The sequence below is a fragment of the Pseudomonas imrae genome (assembly GCF_046352735.2).
Taxonomy (GTDB): Bacteria; Pseudomonadota; Gammaproteobacteria; order Pseudomonadales; family Pseudomonadaceae; genus Aquipseudomonas; species Aquipseudomonas imrae.
In genome coordinates, this window is sequence record NZ_CP110853.2 from 4,507,892 (window position 1) to 4,526,278 (window position 18,387).

19 protein-coding genes are annotated in these 18,387 nt (G+C 58.0%); 5 read left to right on the forward strand and 14 right to left on the reverse strand.

Features of this window, described 5'->3' with window-relative positions:
* The first annotated feature begins 11 nt into the window (after window positions 1-11).
* From OQ460_RS20440 to OQ460_RS20450, 3 genes are read left to right on the forward strand one after another with little or no spacing between them, the layout of a single operon-like run.
* Complete coding sequence (locus tag OQ460_RS20440) at window positions 12-383, forward strand: septal ring lytic transglycosylase RlpA family protein (RefSeq protein WP_410019171.1); 372 nt, start codon at window positions 12-14, stop codon at window positions 381-383.
* A gap of 59 nt (window positions 384-442) precedes the next feature.
* Window positions 443-1,489: a calcium/sodium antiporter gene (locus tag OQ460_RS20445; protein WP_410022068.1), complete on the forward strand. Its 1,047-nt coding sequence runs from the start codon at window positions 443-445 to the stop codon at window positions 1,487-1,489.
* Window positions 1,486-1,866, forward strand: coding sequence for a carboxymuconolactone decarboxylase family protein (locus tag OQ460_RS20450; RefSeq protein ID WP_410019172.1), 381 nt, complete (start codon window positions 1,486-1,488; stop codon window positions 1,864-1,866). Before OQ460_RS20445 ends, OQ460_RS20450 begins: the two co-directional genes overlap by 4 nt.
* Here OQ460_RS20450 and OQ460_RS20455 read toward each other — a convergent pair.
* The 5 genes from OQ460_RS20455 to kdgD form a co-directional block, all read right to left on the reverse strand.
* On the reverse strand, window positions 1,863-2,804 hold the full coding sequence (locus OQ460_RS20455) for an AEC family transporter (protein WP_410019173.1): 942 nt from the start codon (window positions 2,802-2,804) through the stop codon (window positions 1,863-1,865). The genes OQ460_RS20450 and OQ460_RS20455 overlap by 4 nt on opposite strands.
* A 170-nt stretch (window positions 2,805-2,974) precedes the next feature.
* Entirely contained in the window at window positions 2,975-4,528 is a 1,554-nt protein-coding gene (gene garD / locus OQ460_RS20460) for a galactarate dehydratase (RefSeq protein WP_410019174.1), read from the reverse strand.
* Between the two features lie 12 nt (window positions 4,529-4,540).
* Window positions 4,541-5,905 carry an MFS transporter gene (locus OQ460_RS20465; RefSeq protein WP_410019175.1) on the reverse strand — a complete coding sequence of 455 codons (1,365 nt, stop codon included), beginning with the start codon at window positions 5,903-5,905 and terminating at the stop codon, window positions 4,541-4,543.
* Window positions 5,906-5,999: 94 nt separating this feature from the next.
* Window positions 6,000-7,445 carry an aldehyde dehydrogenase family protein gene (locus OQ460_RS20470; RefSeq protein WP_410019176.1) on the reverse strand — a complete coding sequence of 482 codons (1,446 nt, stop codon included), beginning with the start codon at window positions 7,443-7,445 and terminating at the stop codon, window positions 6,000-6,002.
* 54 nt (window positions 7,446-7,499) lie between these two features.
* Window positions 7,500-8,411 carry a 5-dehydro-4-deoxyglucarate dehydratase gene (gene kdgD / locus OQ460_RS20475; RefSeq protein ID WP_410019177.1) on the reverse strand — a complete coding sequence of 304 codons (912 nt, stop codon included), beginning with the start codon at window positions 8,409-8,411 and terminating at the stop codon, window positions 7,500-7,502.
* Window positions 8,412-8,643: 232 nt separating this feature from the next.
* On the opposite strand from kdgD, the gene OQ460_RS20480 reads away from it, so the two are divergent.
* Window positions 8,644-9,801, forward strand: a complete 1,158-nt coding sequence (locus tag OQ460_RS20480; RefSeq protein WP_410019178.1) for a phospholipase — start codon at window positions 8,644-8,646, stop codon at window positions 9,799-9,801.
* A 60-nt stretch (window positions 9,802-9,861) separates the two neighbouring features.
* On the opposite strand, the gene OQ460_RS20485 is transcribed toward OQ460_RS20480, so the two are convergent.
* From OQ460_RS20485 to rplM, 8 genes are all read right to left on the reverse strand, one after another.
* A complete protein-coding gene (locus tag OQ460_RS20485) occupies window positions 9,862-10,614 on the reverse strand; it encodes a FadR/GntR family transcriptional regulator (protein ID WP_410019179.1) in 753 nt (250 codons plus the stop codon).
* Between the two features lie 163 nt (window positions 10,615-10,777).
* On the reverse strand, window positions 10,778-11,197 hold the full coding sequence (locus tag OQ460_RS20490) for a ClpXP protease specificity-enhancing factor (RefSeq protein ID WP_410019180.1): 420 nt from the start codon (window positions 11,195-11,197) through the stop codon (window positions 10,778-10,780).
* Window positions 11,198-11,214: 17 nt separating this feature from the next.
* Entirely contained in the window at window positions 11,215-11,832 is a 618-nt protein-coding gene (locus OQ460_RS20495; protein ID WP_106578651.1) for a glutathione S-transferase N-terminal domain-containing protein, read from the reverse strand.
* Window positions 11,833-11,982: 150 nt separating this feature from the next.
* Window positions 11,983-12,762, reverse strand: a complete 780-nt coding sequence (locus OQ460_RS20500; protein ID WP_410019181.1) for a cytochrome c1 — start codon at window positions 12,760-12,762, stop codon at window positions 11,983-11,985.
* Window positions 12,762-13,973, reverse strand: a complete 1,212-nt coding sequence (locus OQ460_RS20505) for a cytochrome b (RefSeq protein ID WP_084376333.1) — start codon at window positions 13,971-13,973, stop codon at window positions 12,762-12,764. Before OQ460_RS20505 ends, OQ460_RS20500 begins: the two co-directional genes overlap by 1 nt.
* Window positions 13,973-14,566 carry a ubiquinol-cytochrome c reductase iron-sulfur subunit gene (gene petA, locus OQ460_RS20510; protein ID WP_038443372.1) on the reverse strand — a complete coding sequence of 198 codons (594 nt, stop codon included), beginning with the start codon at window positions 14,564-14,566 and terminating at the stop codon, window positions 13,973-13,975. Before petA ends, OQ460_RS20505 begins: the two co-directional genes overlap by 1 nt.
* A 267-nt stretch (window positions 14,567-14,833) precedes the next feature.
* Complete coding sequence (gene rpsI / locus OQ460_RS20515) at window positions 14,834-15,226, reverse strand: 30S ribosomal protein S9 (protein ID WP_003171743.1); 393 nt, start codon at window positions 15,224-15,226, stop codon at window positions 14,834-14,836.
* Window positions 15,227-15,240: 14 nt separating this feature from the next.
* Window positions 15,241-15,669 (reverse strand): 50S ribosomal protein L13, encoded by a 429-nt coding sequence (gene rplM / locus OQ460_RS20520; RefSeq protein ID WP_154744692.1) that lies wholly within the window; start codon window positions 15,667-15,669, stop codon window positions 15,241-15,243.
* A 247-nt stretch (window positions 15,670-15,916) separates the two neighbouring features.
* Here rplM and OQ460_RS20525 point away from each other — a divergent pair, with 247 nt between their 5' ends.
* The gene (locus tag OQ460_RS20525) at window positions 15,917-16,957 is read left to right on the forward strand and encodes an NADP(H)-dependent aldo-keto reductase (protein WP_410019182.1); all 1,041 of its coding nucleotides are present in this window, start codon (window positions 15,917-15,919) and stop codon (window positions 16,955-16,957) included.
* A 107-nt stretch (window positions 16,958-17,064) separates the two neighbouring features.
* Here the strand turns inward: OQ460_RS20525 and OQ460_RS20530 are convergent, their stop codons facing one another.
* Window positions 17,065-18,201 carry an acyl-CoA dehydrogenase family protein gene (locus OQ460_RS20530; protein ID WP_410019183.1) on the reverse strand — a complete coding sequence of 379 codons (1,137 nt, stop codon included), beginning with the start codon at window positions 18,199-18,201 and terminating at the stop codon, window positions 17,065-17,067.
* Window positions 18,202-18,387 lie beyond the last annotated feature (186 nt).

Consider the following 18,387-nt stretch of genomic DNA (forward strand, 5'->3'; position numbering starts at 1 on the left):
ACACCTTGAAAATGAAGCGTCTACTCGGCCTCCTGGCCTTGTTCTCTCTGTTGACCGGCTGTGCCAGCGGCGTAATCGATCCCAACGGCTATGACCAGACCGGCACCGCGTCTTACTACGGCGCAAGGCACCACGGCAAAAAAACCGCCAGCGGTGAGCCCTTCAACCAGCACGCCTTGACCGCCGCTCACCGCCGCTTGCCCTTCGGTACGCGGGTGAAAGTCACCAATCTGAACAATGACAAAAGCGTCGTGCTCCGAATCAATGATCGCGGCCCGTACACCCGTGGCCGCCTGATCGATGTTTCGCGCAAGGCCGCTGAACACTTGGGTATGCTGCGCAGCGGAACCGCACGCGTACGTGTGCAAGCCCTGAGCAACTGACTGACGGAGCCCTGACCATTTTCGGATTAAACTCCCTCTCGCCATTGAGCCTGATCGAACTGGTCAGCGGCTTGCTGTTGCTGATAGCCGGCGCCGAAGTGCTGGTGCGCGCCGCCGTGCGCCTGGCCGCCAGCCTCAAGGTCAGGCCACTGATCATTGGCTTGAGTATCGTTGCCTTCGGCAGCAGCGCACCGCAGATAGCTGTCAGCCTGCAAGCGACGCTGGCCGGCAGTACCGATATTGCCGTGGGCAGTGTGATCGGCAGCAGTATCTTCAATATCCTCGTCACCCTCGGCCTGTCGGCGTTGATCATTCCGCTGCGGGTATCCCGACAACTGGTGCGCCTGGATATCCCGATGATGATCTTCGCCGGGCTGCTGGTCTTCGTGCTCGCCAGCAATAATGAGCTGACGCCGGTTGACGGCCTGCTCCTGTTGCTCGCCCTGATCGCCTACCTGGGCCTGTTGCTGTACCAGACTCGCTATTCCCGCCGCCCGCGCACCCGCGACACGCTGGTCCAGGCCCCGTGGCTGAGCAGTTTGCTCTGGATGATCGGCGGGCTTGTGCTGCTGGTGCTCGCCGGGCACTTGGTATTGGGCGCCGCCGTGGAAGTGGCCAACGACCTGGGTCTGTCCGCGCGCGTCATCGGCCTGACCATCGTTGGCGTCAGCACCTCCCTGCCCTGCCTCGCGACCTCGTTGATCGCAGCCCTGCGCGGCGAGCGAGAGATTGCGGTGGGCAACGTGATCGGCAGTAACCTGTTCAATCTGCTGGGAGTGCTGGGTTTCACCGCCCTGGTCGCGCCGTCGGCGCTATCGGTGTCCCCGAACGCCCTGGACTTCGATCTGCCGGTCATGCTCGGCGTCATAGTGCTGTGTTTGCCGGTGTTCTATACCGGCTACCGGATTACCCGGGCCGAGGGTTTGCTGTTGCTGGGCTTGTACTTGGCGTATGGGCTGCACGTGATGTCGTTCACCACCGGCATGCCACTGGCCAACAAGCTGGAAAAACTCATGCTGTATTACGTCCTGCCGGCGCTGGTGGCGTTCTTGCTGTGTACTTCGCTGCGCGCCTGGTACCGCCAACACAAGAGGGATTCGCAATGACCGATCAACACAAGTCCGGGCTTGAAATGCGTCGCCAGGTAATGGGTGACGGGTTTGTCGACCGTGCCCTGGGCAATGCCACCGAATTCACCCAGCCACTGCAGGATTTTGTCAACGAACACGCCTGGGGTGGAGTCTGGAACCGCGAAGGTTTACCGCTCAAGACCCGCAGCCTGATCACCCTCGCCGCCCTGACCGCCCTCAAATGCCCGCAAGAGCTCAAGGGCCATGTGCGCGGCGCGCTGAACAATGGCTGCACTGTCGAAGAGATTCGCGAGGCACTGCTGCATTGCGCGGTATATGCCGGCGTACCGGCAGCAATCGATGCGTTCCGCGCAGCCCAGGAAGTGATCGACACCTACCCGCAACAAGGCTAGATCCAGCCTCCCGCCTGCAATACAAAGATCCCGATATTGGTGGTCACCGCCGCCATCAAGGTGGTGATCACGATAATCGCCGCCGCCAGCTCATGATTGCCCTGCGCGGCCCGAGCCATGACAAAACTGGCAGCCGCCGTCGGCGCACCAAAATACAAAAACAGAATCCCCAGCTCTGGCCCACGGAAGCCATAAAGCCATGCGCCAAACGTCGCCAATACCGGCAACCAGAGCATTTTCATCAAGCTGGCGCTCAAGGCCATGTTGCCGCTCTTGCGCAACGCAGCCAGGGACAAGGTTCCGCCGATGCAGATCAACGCCAACGGCAATGTGGTGTCTGCCAGGTACTGCCCGGATTTCTCCAGCCAGCCGGGCAAACCAATCTGGAAGTAGGCAAATGGCGTGGCGGCGATCACGCTGATGATCAGCGGGTTGGCCAGCACACTCTTGCAGATACTCCAGGGATCGGACTTGATCACCGGGCTGTAGACCGCCAGCACAATGGTCGACAGGGTGTTGTAGAACAGAATCACCAGCGCCGCGAGGATCGCACCGAGGGAAATGCCGTAGTCACCGTACATACTGGCCGCCAGTGCCAGGCCAATCACCCCGTTGTTGCCGCGAAAAGCGCCCTGGGCGTAAATGCCACGGTCTTCACGCGGACAACGAAAGATCGCCCAGCACCACGCCACCACAAAGCTCACCAGGGTGGCGAGGCAGAAGTAGATCAACAAGGCGGGTTTGAGTGCCGAGTGCAGGTCCGCGTGGAGAATGCCGAGAAACAGCAGCGCTGGCATGGTGACGTTGAACACCAGAGCCGAGGCGGTGTGGATAAAATTGTCGTTGATCCAGTTGATGCGCTTGAGCAGCGCGCCGAGAAACAGCATGGCAAACACCGGCGCGGTGATGGTGAGGGTTTGGAGGAAGATAGCCAGCATGCCGGGGAGAACCTTGGTGAGCGTCGTCAGGTGGCTAATGATAAGCCAGTGGAGGTCGCTCCGTCTGGTATGCCGCTTTCGCGAGCATGCCCGCTCCCACATTGACCGCATTTCTACAGGATAAATACCGTCGAATGTGGGGCTTGCTCGCGAATGCAGGCTACTCGGTCTCAGGTAATGGGTGCCGGGTTGAACAAGGTGATGTCGTTATACAGCTTGTGCTGCTCGGCCCAGGTCTGCTTCCTGCCACTGGCGACATCCAGGTAATAGTGGAACAACTCCCAGCCCAACTCTTCGATCGTCGCACGACCGGTAGCGATTCGTCCGGCATCGATGTCGATCAGGTCCGGCCAGCGTTGCGCCAGTTCCGTACGGGTCGAAACCTTCACCACCGGCGCCATCGCCAAGCCATAAGGCGTGCCGCGCCCGGTAGTGAATACGTGCAGATTCATCCCGGCCGCCAGCTGCAACGTGCCACAGACAAAGTCGCTGGCCGGCGTTGCGCAAAAGATCAGGCCTTTGCCCGTGACGCGCTCCCCCGGCCCCAGCACGCCGTTGATCGCACTGCTGCCGGACTTGACGATAGAGCCCAGGGACTTCTCGACGATATTCGACAACCCGCCCTTCTTGTTGCCCGGCGTAGTGTTGGCGCTGCGGTCGGCCTCGCCCTTGGCCAGATAGCGATCGTACCAGTCCATCTCCCGCACCAACTCCCGGGCGACGTCCTGGTTCTCGGCCCGGGACGTCAGCAGATAGATGGCGTCCCGCACCTCGGTGACTTCTGAAAACATCACCGTCGCGCCGGCACGCAGCAACAGATCGGAGGCGTAGCCCAATGCCGGGTTGGCGGTGATACCCGAAAACGCATCACTGCCGCCGCACTGCATGCCCAGAATCAACTCCGACGCAGGCACAGTCTCGCGGCGGCGCTGATCCAGCCTCTTCAAGCGGGTTTCGGCCAGTTCCATGATCTGTTCGATCATCTCGGTAAAGCCGTGGCTGGAATCCTGTAGCCGGTACAGCCACGGTTCACTGAGGTCGACAGAGCTGTCGTTGTCATGCATAACCTGCCCGGCCTGCAATTTCTCGCAACCAAGGCTGATCACCAGAGCTTCGCCGCCCAGGTTCGGGTTACGCGCCAGATTGCGCACGGTACGAATCGGAATGTAGGCGTCCGTCGCGGTAATCGCGACACCGCAGCCGTAGCTGTGGGTCAACGCCACCACGTCATCGACGTGCGGATACTTGGGCAGCAATTCGTCCTTGATACGCTTGACCGCATGGTCCAGCACGCCGGTCACGCACTGCACCGTGGTGGTAATCCCCAGGATATTGCGGGTGCCGACGGTGCCATCCCCATTGCGATAGCCCTCGAAGGTAAATCCATCCAGCGGCGTCTGCGCCTCGGGCACCTCGGTGGACAGCGGCAAGCTGTCCAGTGGCGGCGCCGTTGGCATGCGCAATTGATCTTCCTGGACCCAACTGCCCCGGGGTATCGGTTGCAGCGCATAACCGATGGTCTGGCCGTAGCGAATAATCTGACCGCCTTCGGGGATATCTTCCAGGGTCACTTTATGGCTTTGAGGAACGAAATCCACGGTGACCAGGCCATCCGGGAATTCCGTCCCGGCCGGTACGCCCTGATCGTTGACCACGATCACCACGTTATCTCGTTCATGCAAACGAATGGAGCGCGGCGAGTCGGCATGTTCAATCAACTGCATCACACGGCCCCTTCAGGAATGAGCTTGGGAAAGATTGGTCAGCTCGGCGCCGTTGTTCGGCGGTTCTTTAAGCACGACACGCTTGATCGGGCCAACGATGACCAGGTAGCTGAACACCGCCACCAGCGCATTGGCGCCCACAAACACCAAGGCCCATTTGAACGAGCCGGTGGTGCTGATGATGTAGCCGATGACGATTGGCGTGGTAATCGACGCCAGGTTACCGAAGGTATTGAACAGACCACCGCTCAAGCCGGCGATTTGTTTTGGAGACGTGTCGGAAACCACCGCCCAGCCCAGTGCGCCTACGCCTTTGCCGAAGAAAGCCAAGGCCATGAAGCCCACCACCATCCATTCAACATCCACGTAGTTGCAGGCAATGATGCTGCTGGAAACCAACAGGCCGGCAATGATTGGCGCTTTGCGTGCAAACGTCAGCGAATGGCCCTTGCGCAGCAGGTAGTCGGAAATGACTCCGCCCAGCACGCCACCGATAAACCCGCAGATCGCCGGCAGCGAAGCGATGAAACCGGCCTTGAGAATGGTCATGCCACGATCTTGCACCAGATACACCGGGAACCAGGTCAAGAAGAAGTAGGTGATGCCATTGATGCAGTATTGGCCCAGGTACACGCCAAGCATCATGCGATTGGTCAGCAACTGGCGGATGTAATCCCACTTCGGCCCGTCAGATTTCTTACCCTTGGCCTTGTCCTGATCCATGTCGACCATCGCCCCGTTTTCAGCGATGTGCTTGAACTCGGCCTCATTGATCATCGGGTGTTGGCGCGGGCTGTAGATAACTTTCAGCCAGACCATCGAGAACACGATGCCGATCACCCCCATCACGATAAACACGTGCTGCCAGCCGTAGCTATAGACAATCCAGCCCATCAGCGGCGCGAACAACACTGTGGCGAAGTACTGCGCCGAGTTGAAGATTGCTGATGCCGTACCGCGCTCGGCGGTCGGAAACCAGGCGGCCACGATGCGCGCGTTGCCGGGAAAGGACGGCGCTTCGGCCAGGCCCACCAAAAAACGCAGCATAAACAGCGCTACCACAGCGGTGGAGATGCCGAACTCACCCACATAGCCTTGTAGTACGGTGAACAGCGACCAGGTGAAGATGCTCAGGGCGTAGACTTTTTTCGAGCCGAAACGGTCCAGCAGCCAGCCACCGGGAATTTGCCCGGCCACATAGGCCCAACCGAATGCAGAGAAGATGTAACCGAGGGTGACCGCGTCGATGCCGAGGTCTTTTTGCAGGCTGGAGCCTGCAATCGCGATAGTCGCGCGGTCGGCGTAGTTGATCGTAGTCACCAAAAACAGCATGAGCAAGATCAAATAACGGACGTGCGTGGGCTTGGTCGCTTGCATGTAGAAATACTCCCACTAGTTATTTTTTTTGCGGGTAATTGTTTGTTACTGCTGTATGTGGGAGCGGGCTTGCCTGCTCCCACAAGTATTGCGTTTACGAACCGATGTAGCTGGTTTTCACCACGGTGTAGAACTCTTGCGCATAGCGACCCTGCTCACGCGAACCGTAGGATGAACCTTTGCGGCCACCGAATGGCACGTGATAGTCCACACCCGCCGTCGGCAGGTTGACCATCACCATCCCGGCCTGGGAGTGGCGCTTGAAGTGGTTGGCGTACTTCAGCGATGTGGTGGCAATGCCCGCCGACAGCCCGAACTCGGTATCGTTGGCCATCGCCAGTGCCGCGTCGTAATCCGCCACCCGCACCACGTTAGCCACCGGGCCGAAAATCTCTTCACGGCTGATTCGCATGCTGGCTTCGCTGTCGGCAAACAGCGTGGGCGCCAGGTAGTAACCTTCGGTATCGCACGTCACCACAGCACCGCCGCTCACCAGCCGTGCGCCTTCGCCTTGGCCGATGTCGATGTACTTGAGGTCCTGCTCCAACTGGGCCTGGGAAACGACGGGGCCGATATCGGTACCGCTTTGCAAGGCATGACCGACCTTGATCGACTTCATTCGCTGGGCCATGGCCTCGACGAACCGGTCATGAATCCCTGCCGTCACGATAAAGCGACTGGACGCCGTGCAGCGCTGGCCGGTGGAGTAGAACGCACTTTGCACCGACAACTCGACTGCCTGCTTGAGGTCGGCATCGTCGAGGATTATCTGCGGGTTTTTCCCACCCATTTCCAGTTGCACCTTGGCCTGGCGCGACACACAACTGACAGCGATCTGCCGGCCGACGCCGACGGAGCCGGTGAAACTGATGCCATCGACCTTCGGGCTCTGGACCAGCGCATCACCGACCACGCGACCGCTACCCATTACCAGGTTGAACACCCCATCCGGGAACCCGGCGCGGGAGATAATTTCGGCCAATGCCCAGGCGCAGCCAGGCACCAGATCCGCGGGCTTGAGCACCACGCAGTTGCCGTAGGCCAGGGCCGGGGCGATTTTCCAGGCAGGAATGGCAATCGGGAAATTCCACGGGGTGATCAGGCCAACCACACCCAAGGCTTCGCGGGTGACTTCAACGTTAACGCCGGGACGCACTGACGGCAGGTAGTCGCCCGATAACCGCAGGCACTCACCGGCAAAAAATTTAAAGATGTTACCGGCGCGGGTCACTTCGCCGATGGCTTCGGGCAGGGTCTTGCCTTCTTCCCGGGCCAGCAGGGTACCGAGCTCCTCCCGGCGGGCGAGGATTTCACTGGCGACTTTATCCAGGCAATCATGGCGAGTCTGGATACCGGAAGTCGACCAGGCCGGGAATGCGGCACGAGCCGCATCGATGGCGGCGTTGACCTGGCCCAGGTCAGCCTTCGCATAATCGCCGATGACATCGGACAACTCCGAAGGGTTGATATTGGCCGAGTAGTCAGCAGCAGCCACCCATTGGCCGCCAATGTAGTTTTCATAACGTTTTGACTGAGACACGAATCTTCTCCTGACGCAAAAAGCCGCTGAAGAATCAGCGGCTTTGGTGATGGGTTATTGCGCGCCTTGCTTGTCGATCAGGGCGGCCAGGGCTTCGTACTCTTCTGGCAGCAGATCGGTCAGCGGAGTGCGCACGGGGCCTGCATCGTAGCCGACGATTTTTGCGCCTGCCTTAACGATACTCACCGCATAACCGGCTTTGCGATTACGAATGTCGAGGTAGGGCAGGAAGAAATCATCGATGATTTTGTCAATGGTGGCGTGATCTTCCCGAGCCACGGCATGGTAGAAATCCATCGCAGTTTTCGGAATGAAGTTGAACACCGCCGATGAGTACACCGGTACGCCCAGGGCTTTGTAGGCAGCAGCGTAAACCTCTGCGGTCGGCAAGCCGCCGAGGTAGCTGAAACGATCACCCAGGCGACGGCGAATCGAAACCATCAGCTCGATATCACCCAGGCCATCTTTGTAGCCGATCAGGTTCGGGCATGCCTCGGCCAGGCGCTCCAGCAGCGGCGCCGTCAGGCGGCAGACGTTGCGGTTGTAGACCACCACGCCGATTTTTACCGATTTGCACACCGCCTCAACGTGAGCGGCGACGCCGTCCTGGCTGGCTTCAGTCAGGTAATGCGGCAGCAGCAACAGACCTTTTGCCCCCAGACGCTCGGCTTCCTGAGCGTACTCGATAGCCTGGCGCGTAGAGCCACCGACGCCGGCGAGGATTGGCACGCTGGTAGCACAGGTATCAACAGCAGTTTTCACCACTTGGGAGTACTCACTGGCCGCCAGGGAGAAAAACTCACCGGTACCGCCAGCAGCGAACAAGGCGCTCGCGCCGTAAGGGGCCAGCCACTCCAGACGCTTGATATAGCCCGCCTGGTGGAAGTCACCTTGGGCGTTGAAATCGGTCACGGGGAAAGACAACAGGCCGTGAGAGAGGATGGACTTCAGTTCTTGTGGATTCATTATTCGAACACCCTGGATAAAGACAATTTTTCGTTGATCGGTTATGTCGTACGTCATCGTACAACTATAAAAATATTCGTCAACCGTCTTTCGCTCCATCGAACAGCGCCCAACCTTTTGGCAGCGTCTATATCAGGCTTCTTGACGTAGGAAATTATTCCTCTATGCTAACTACAACTGTATATACATACAGTTAAAAAAGAGCAATCCTACGACATAGCAAGGAGCTAACATGTCAGAAGCTGAAGCAGTCATCACCCGCGACCCCCGCCCTTCCCTGCGCTTCGAAGGCGGCGAACACACCGCCATCGGCGATGAAACCTTATTGCGCTTTGTGCAAGGCGAGCCGGCAATTCCTGGCTCCCAGGTCGAGTTGCATCTGCCTAACGGCCTGGCCCTGACCTATGGCCAGATCATCGCCCTGGGAGGGGATTTCTATGGCGTTCCGGGCCAAGCCATCAGCGACGGAGGGTCGACAAGCGAGCGCATCCAGCGATTTACCGCAGCGTTCAACTCCCTGGCGGTATTGCCAGCGTCACGGGACGAGGCCGGGAAAATCCTGGAGGTGATGCAAAAGGAAATCAACGCGGTCAACCAAGCCATCAGGGAAGGCAGACCAGCACATGATGCCTATGAAGCTCTTGGGGATACGTTGTCTGAAGAGTGGAACCGTATTACCGGCGGTGGCAGCCTAGTATCGGCTCTGGTTCCGCTGGGACGTTATCTGCAACTTGCCGCAGACAACGCCGATCATTTCGGGGAGTGGGCATTGTCGGCCTACCTTGCAGGCCATACCGCCGCCCTGCAACAGGCGGTCGTGGCCCATCAAAACGCCAGTATCCAGCAACTTGAATTGGCCTATGCCATGAACGGCTTTGCTGATCACTTTTTGACCGACCTTTTTTCGGCCGGACATTTGCGAGTGCCGCGCAAGCAACTGGCAGCCGTGGTCACGCCGGGAGAGTTGGGCTCATTGATCAGCCGCTTCATGCACGATGAGGACAGCAAGTTCGGGCTCAAAGTACGCAACGCCTTGGGCGATACGTGGCATGCCTATGGCGATAAACGCTATTTCGGGGCCAACGGCGCCGCCAATCGAACACAGGTCAAACGGGCGGTGCAGGCTTCGGCGGATGAGATTTTCGACACCTTTATCAGCGGTGTCCTGCCCTCCCCCGCAACCTTCAAGGCCCCTTTGCATGTGCCGGATTTGAATGCTGCGAACAATCCGCAGAATAACTTCTCGCCATTGTTCAAGGCCGAAGGCGACAAGGTGCTGCGCCGCACGGACGTCAACAATCTCAATGACAAGCAGTGGACCAATGACTGGTGGGGCTGGAGCACGTATCTGTTGCTTAAGGACTACCAACCCAACACGCCGACAACCTGACCGAAGTCTGGTCCAGCTGGATTAAGGCGGCGCTCTTGCTTCTAGCGAGCTAGATCGCCCCTACAACCCGCGCTGCGCTTGCGCCTCTTCATGAGCCTGGCGCAGCCGCTCCCGGCTATTGGTCAGATGCAAGCGCATGGCCGCCCGCGCCGCGTCCGAATCCTGACGCTCGATCGCCTCGTAGATCTCTTCGTGCTCGCGGCTCAGGCGGCCCATGTAATGTTGCTGGTCATCATGGGCCAGGCGCGCCGAATTCAAGCGTGTACGCGGAATAATACTGGTACCCAAGTGGGTCATGATGTCGGTGAAATAGCGATTACCGGTCGACAGGGCAATCTGCAAATGGAACTGGAAGTCTGACGCCACGGCATCACTGGCATGCGCGGCGCTTTCATTCAGGGCATCGAGCGCGGCACGCATGCCGGCCAGTTGCTCATCACTGCGACGCAAGGCTGCCAGGCCTGCGGACTCGACTTCCAGGCTAATACGTAACTCAAGAATTGCCAGCACATCACGTAACGTCACCACAGTGGCCGGGTCAATCCGGAAGCCGCTGGGGCTGGGCGTATCCAGCACAAAGGTGCCGATGCCGTGACGGGTTTCCACCTGCCCCGCAGCCTGCAAGCGCGAGATAGCCTCACGCACGACTGTGCGACTGACGCCATGGGCCTCCATGATCGCCGATTCGGTGGGGAGCTTGTCGCCGCGCTTGAGTTGCCCATCGCGGATCTGCTCGGACAACACCGTGACCAGTTCCTGGGCAAGGCTGCGACGCTTGCGGGGCATACGCGGGGCAGTGTTGGTGTTTTCCATGGGCAATCAATTATCTCGGCGATCGTAAAGGTGCATCATAGCCCAAGGCGGTTGTACGATCACCGTTGGGCATGACTTTAACCTGCACGATTTTGTTTCACGCAAAAAAATGCCCCGGCAAAGCCGAGGCATTTTCCAACACGTGCCCATGGGCGCATGCTTATTACTTCACCACTTTCAGACTCGGCCGGCCGGTGGGACGCGGCGGCTCGGAATCCGGCGGTGGCAGATCATCGTCACTTTCGAGTTCGATCGCTTCGTCGTCTTCAAGGGACGACTCCAGATCAAACACCATGCCCTGCCCATTCTCACGGGCATAAATCCCCAGGATGGCACCGATAGGCACATAGAGCGTATGCGGTACACCGCCAAAACGCCCTTCAAAACTGACCGCTTCATTGTCCATATGCAGTTGGCGCACGGCACTGGGCGAAACGTTCAGGACAATCTGGCCATCACTGGCAAAACCTTGTGGCACCTGCACCGCAGGAAACTCGGAATTGACCAGCATGTGCGGGGTGCAATCGTTATCCACAATCCACTCGTAGAGCGCGCGGACCAGATAAGGTCGACTGGAGTTCATCAACGGCTCCTTAAGCCTTAGCGCATGTCGCGTTCGACACCAGACAGACTCGCCTGGAAAGCCTCACGCGCAAACTGGCGCTCCATGTAATCAAGCAGCGGCTTGGCAGGCCGCGGCAGTTCAATGCCCAGAATCGGCAAACGCCAGAGTATGGGTAATAGGCAGCAATCCACCAGGCTTTGTTCCTCACTGAGGAAAAAAGGTTTATCCGCAAACAGCGGCGAAACCCCTGTCAGGCTCTCACGCAACTCCTTGCGTGCCTGAACACGGACAGCTTCTTTGCTGCGTGAATCCAGTATCACATCCACCAGGCCACACCAGTCACGCTGGATCCTATGGATCAGCAGGCGGCTGTTGGCACGCGCCACCGGATACACCGGCAACAAAGGCGGATGCGGGTAACGCTCATCCAGATATTCCATCACCACGGTTGACTCCCACAACGCCAGGTCACGATCGACCAGGGTGGGCAAGCTGCCGTAAGGGTTCACTTCGATCAGTTTCGGCGGATGACGACCGACCTCCACACTGATGATCTCGGCGCTGACACCCTTCTCAGCCAGTACGATACGTACTCGGTGGGAATAGTGGTCGGCGGGGTCGGAGTAACAGGCCAACCGGTTGGTCACGCCCATGGCGGTCCTCCTCGCTTGTTGAAATTATGGAAAGCTCAAAAACGAGCGCGCCCAGTGAGCATCTCCCGTAACACCTGGATCAACCAGATCGTTACCTGTTCAGAGATGTCGCTGGGCGCGCAAGATTAACAGCAATTGCCTACGGTTGGATCAATGCACATCCTTCCAGTATTCACGCTTGAGCAAATAGGCGAATACAAAGAAGAAAGCCAGGTACAGCAGCACGTAGGTACCGATGCGCTGATGCTCCAGCTTCACCGGGTTGGCCGAGTAGGCCAGGAAGGTCACCAGGTTCTTGACCTTCTCATCGAACTGCTCTTCGTTCAACGTACCAGACTTGGGCACGATGGTCAGTTGATCACACGCTTCATGGGTCAGAGGCGTACCGGTCAACGGATCATATTGCTTCTTGCCGTCTTCAACGACCTGAACCTGTTTGCATCCCACCACTTGGCGACCTTGCAGGCCGACCAGTACGTTAGGCATGCCGACGTTCGGGAACACCTTGTTGTTCACACCCCATGGGCGCGTCGGGTCTTCATAGAACGACTTCAGGTAACCATAGAGCCAATCGGTGCCACGCACGCGCGCCACCAGGGTCAGGTCAGGTGGTGCGGCACCGAACCAGGCCTTGGCGTCATCAGGTTGCATGCCGATGTTCATATGATCGCCAATCTTGGCACCAGTAAACACCAGATTGCCGAGCATCAGCTCATGAGGAATTCCCAGGTCATCGGCGACACGCTCATAACGCTGGAACTTGGCACTGTGGCAGCCCATGCAATAGTTGGCGAACGTACGGGCGCCGTCCTGCATGGCAGCCTTGTCGGAAACGTCGATGTCGACTTTTTCCAGTTCCACGCCTGAACCGGCAGCGAAAGACAGGGCCGGCAGGGCAGCAAGAATCAATGCAGCGAATAATTTTTTCATCAGCCAGTCACCCTTTCCGGAACCGGTTTTGTCTTCTCGAGCCGGGTGTAGAACGGCATCAGAATGAAGTAGGCGAAATACAGGAAGGTGCAGACCTGCGACAGCAGCGTGCGGCCTGGAGTCGGCGCCAATACGCCCAGCACACCCAGGATCACGAACGAAATGCAGAATACCCACAACCAGATCTTGCTCATCCAGCCCTTGTAGCGCATGGACTTGACCGGGCTACGGTCGAGCCAAGGCAATACGAACAGCACCGCAATGGCCGCGCCCATGGCGATAACGCCCAGGAGCTTGTCGGGGATCGCCCGCAAAATCGCGTAGAACGGCGTGAAGTACCAGACCGGGGCGATGTGTTCCGGCGTCTTGAATGCGTTCGCCTGTTCAAAGTTCGGTTTTTCGAGGAAATAGCCGCCCATTTCCGGGAAGAAGAACACAATCGAGCAGAACACGAACAGGAACACCACCACACCAACGATATCTTTCACGGTGTAGTACGGATGGAAAGGAATGCCGTCCAGCGGTATGCCGTTCTCGTCCTTGTGCTTCTTGATGTCCACGCCATCAGGGTTGTTCGAGCCGACTTCATGCAGCGCCAGGATGTGCAGTACCACCAGGCCGAGGATCACAATCGGCAAGGCCACCACATGCAAGGCAAAGAATCGGTTCAGGGTGATACCGGAAATCAGGTAGTCACCACGGATCCACTGGGTCAGGTCGTTGCCGATGACCGGGATCGCACCGAACAGAGAGATGATTACCTGGGCGCCCCAGTAGGACATCTGGCCCCACGGCAGCAGGTAACCCATGAAGGCTTCGGCCATCAGCGCCAGGTAGATCAGCATGCCGAACACCCACACCAATTCACGAGGCTTCTGGTACGAGCCGTAGAGCAGGCCACGGAACATGTGCAGATAGACCACGATGAAGAACGCCGAAGCGCCAGTGGAGTGCAACAGGCGCAGGATCGAGCCGTACTCGACATCACGCATGATGTATTCGACGGAAGCAAACGCCTCTTCTGCCGACGGGGTATAGCTCATGGTCAGCCAGACACCGGTAACGATCTGGTTGACCAAAACCAGCAGTGCCAGGGAGCCAAAGAAGTAGAAGAAGTTGAAGTTCTTCGGAGCGTAATACTTGCTGAGATGGTCTTCCCACATTTTGGTGGCGGGGAAGCGCGCATCCACCCAATCCATGAACTTGCTCATCACGCGCTCTCCTTATCGACACCAATGACAATAACGTCGTCAGACTCGTAGTTGTGCGGCGGAACCGGCAGGTTCAGGGGAGCAGGTTGCGACTTGTAGACGCGACCGGCGAGGTCGTAGTGAGAACCGTGGCACGGGCAGAAATAACCGCCGACCCAGTCCTTGCCCAGATCCACAGGCGCCACTTCCGGGCGGAAGGTAGGCGAACAACCAAGGTGGGTACACAAACCGACCAGCAGCAGAATCTCTGGCTTGATCGAACGTACTTCGTTCTGGGCGTAGGCGGGTTGGTCGGAATTCTTAGACTCGGGGTCAGACAACTGGCCTTCGATCTTCTTCAGATTCCCCAGGATTTCCTCGGTACGACGAACGATGAAGACTGGCTGGCCGCGCCATTCAGCAATCATTTGCTGGCCTGGCTCGATCTTGCTGACATTCACCTTCACCGGTGCACCTGCGGCTTTCGCCTTGGCACTGGGAAACCATGACCCCACGAACGGGACCGCAGCCCCCACCGCTCCTGCAGCACCCACCACGGATGTGGCTGCTACCAAGAAGCGACGCCGGCCTGCATTCACGCCGTCATTGCTCATTCAGTCCTCTCCCATCAGCTTTTTGGCCTGTTAAATCAGGCGTCTACTAAGTATTAAATCTGAACTTATAAAAATTTTGCCGAATGGTAATGAAAAGCCCCACCTCTGACAAGGTAATTACCCGCAGCCCCGCCTCCAAGCCTTGTAGTATAGGGGGTCTACGGATGTGGCAAGTTGTCACAGAGAAAAAACCTGCATAAATTGCAAGCAATAAAAAACGCCCAGCTCCGTGAGGAGGCTGGGCGTTTTCTGGAACGTAAAAGCGAATTAACGCTTCGAGTACTGCGGACGCTTACGCGCTTTACGCAGACCGACTTTCTTACGTTCAACTTCACGAGCATCGCGAGTCACGAAGCCAGCTTTGCGCAGAGCGCCACGCAGGGTTTCGTCGTACTGCATCAGAGCGCGAGTGATACCGTGGCGGATTGCGCCAGCTTGACCACTTACACCGCCACCGATAACGGTGACGTAGATGTCGAACTTTTCAACGGTCTCGGTCAATTCCAGCGGCTGACGAACTACCATGCGGGCAGTTTCGCGGCCGAAGAAGTTGTCCAGAGTGCGGTTGTTGATCGAGATGTTACCAGTGCCCGGACGCAGGAAAACGCGTGCGGTTGCGGTTTTGCGACGGCCAGTGCCGTAATTTTGAGTCGCCGACATAATGAACTATTCCGTTAAAACTTCAGTTCTTGGGGCTGCTGAGCAGCATGAGGGTGAGCAGCGCCCGCATAGACTTTCAGCTTGCGATACATGTCGCGACCCAGTGGGCCCTTCGGCAGCATACCTTTGACCGCGATCTCGATCGGGGCTTCAGGCTTCTTGGCAATCAGGCCTTCGAAATTGGAAGACTTGATACCGCCTGGGAAACCGGAGTGACGGTAGTACATTTTGTCTTGCGCTTTGTTGCCGGTAACACGTACCTGCTCAGCGTTGATGATCACGATGTAGTCACCGGTATCAACGTGAGGGGTGTACTCAGGCTTGTGCTTGCCACGCAGACGGCTGGCGACTTCAGTGGCCAGACGACCCAGGGTCTGACCAGCGGCGTCGACGACAAACCAGTCGCGCTGAACTGTTTCCGGTTTTGCAGTAAAAGTTGTCATTCTTTAATAGCCTCAGGGGCCGCCCTGTAAATTAGACGGCGGATCTTACTGAATAGTGCGTACTTTGACAAGTCAAAGGCAGCCGGATACAGACGCTATCGGGGGCTCGGGTCGGCGCGTCCGTTCAACGGCAAGATTCTTCGGCAGGCGGCGCATCACTTCCACTGCAGAAAGAGGTGGGCAATTATGCAGATTGCGAAAAAAAATTCAACCTGCTTTTATGATTGTTTTGCCGAAGGAGCACCCGATGGATTATCGACAGCTGGGCCGAACTGATCTGAATGTAAGCGCGATCTGCCTCGGCACCATGACCTGGGGTGAGCAGAACAGCGAGGCAGAGGCCTTCGCCCAGATCGAACGAGCCAAGGCCGCAGGGATCAACTTCCTCGATACCGCCGAAATGTACCCAGTGCCGCCCAAGGCACAAACCTACGCCACCACCGAGCGCTATATCGGTAATTACTTCAAAAGCCGCGGCGACCGGGCCGACTGGATCCTCGCCAGCAAGATCGCCGGCCCCGGCAACACCATCGACTATATTCGCGACGGCCACCTCAAGCACAACCGCAAGCATATCGTCGAGGCCCTGGATGCCAGCCTCAAGCGCCTGCAGACCGACTGGATCGACCTTTACCAGCTGCATTGGCCGGAGCGCAGCACCAACTTCTTCGGGCAATTGAGCTACAAGCACAAGGATGAGCCGGACTTGACCCCGCTGGAGGAAACCCTCGAAGCCCTGGACGAACAGGTCAAGGCCGGCAAGATCCGTCATATCGGCCTGTCCAACGAAACACCGTGGGGCACCATGAAGTTCCTGGCCCTGGCCGAAGCCCGTGGCTGGAGCCGCGCCGTGTCGATCCAGAACCCCTACAACCTGCTCAACCGCAGCTTTGAAGTGGGCTTGGCGGAAATCGCCATTCGTGAACAGTGCGGCCTGCTCGCCTATTCGCCCCTGGCGTTCGGCATGCTCAGTGGCAAGTACGAGAACGGCGCGCGCCCAGCAAAGGCACGCCTGACGGAATACAGCCGCTTCAGCCGTTATTTCAACCCGCAGTCGGAAGCGGCGTGCAGCCGTTATGTGGCACTGGCAAGGGAACATGGTCTGGACCCGGCGCAAATGGCATTGGCGTTTGTCACGCAACAGCCGTTCGTGACCAGCAACATCATTGGTGCCACGACGCTGGAGCAGCTGGAGAGCAACATCGCCAGCGCAGATCTGAAGCTGTCGAAGGAAGTGCTGGAGGGGATTGAGGCGATTCAGAAGGATCATCCGAATCCTGCGCCTTGATTGATCTGTAGATCGCTTTCGCGAGCAAGCCCGCTCCCACATTTGAAATGCATTCCAAGTGTGGAAGCGGGCTTGCTCGCGATGGCGACTTCAAAAACACTGAAGATTCAGAGCGCTCGCGCAATGATCTCCTTCATGATCTCGTTGGTCCCCGCATAAATCCGCTGCACCCGCGCATCCGCCCAGGCTCGGGCAATCGGGTATTCCCACATGAACCCATAGCCGCCATGCAACTGCACGCACTCATCGAGCACCTTGCATTGAAGATCCGTGGTCCAGTACTTGGCCATCGCCGCCGTGGGCACATCCAGCTTGCCTTGCAGATGCAGTTCCAAGCACTTATCGACAAATACCCGACCGATCTGCACCTCAGTAGCGATCTCTGCCAGCTTGAAGCGAGTGTTCTGAAAATCAGCAATCGCCTTGCCGAACGCCTTGCGCTCGCGGGTGTAGTCCAAGGTCCATTGCAGCCCCGCTTCAGCCGAAGCCAAGGCGCCAACCGCCACGGTCAAGCGCTCCTGGGGCAATTCCTGCATCAGGTAAGCGAAGCCCATTCCGGCCTGCCCGAGGAGGTTATCCTTGGGGACGCGCACATCCTGGAAGAACAGTTCGGAAGTGTCCTGGGCCTTCATCCCGACCTTCTCCAGGCGCTTGCCCTTGTCGAAGCCCGGCGTATTGGCCTCAACCACGAACAGGCTGGTGCCTTTGGCGCCAGCCTTGGGATCGGTCTTGGCCACCACAATCACCAGGTCCGCCAAAAAACCGTTGGTGATAAAAGTCTTTGAGCCGTTGATTACGTATTCGTCGCCATCCAGCACCGCGGTGGTCTTGACCCCTTGCAGGTCAGACCCGGCGCCCGGTTCGGTCATGGCGATGGCCGTGACCATCTCCCCGGAAACCAGCCTGGGCAAATACTTGTGCTTCAGGGCCTCGCTGCCGTAATGCAGGATATATGGCGCAACAATATCCGAGTGCAGTGAAAAGCCGATTCCGGTCAACCCCAACCGACCAATCTCCTCGATCACCACCGCACTGTAGAGAAAGTCCGCCCCCAGGCCGCCGTACTCTTCGGGCAGATGTGAACACAGCATCCCCGCCTCCCCTGCCTTGCTCCACAGAGCGCGATCGATATGCCCCTGTTTCTCCCATTGCCCATGGAACGGCACCGCCTCTTTTTCGAGGAACGTACGCACGCTTTGGCGGAAGAGTTCGTGCTCCGAGCTGAACAAGGTTCTGGGAATCATGGGTCACCTGCGTGGATTGTCGGACAAAAACAAGAACACAGAGCCTAAGCTGCACGATCGTCACAGGACACTGGACACATGCGACAAAAAATAAGACGATCCAGCCGTCTGGTGACCACTTTCCCCTATAAGAATAAATGAAATTATGTCTAACCAAATCTCCACGCCCTTGCGGCGCGTCAGCAT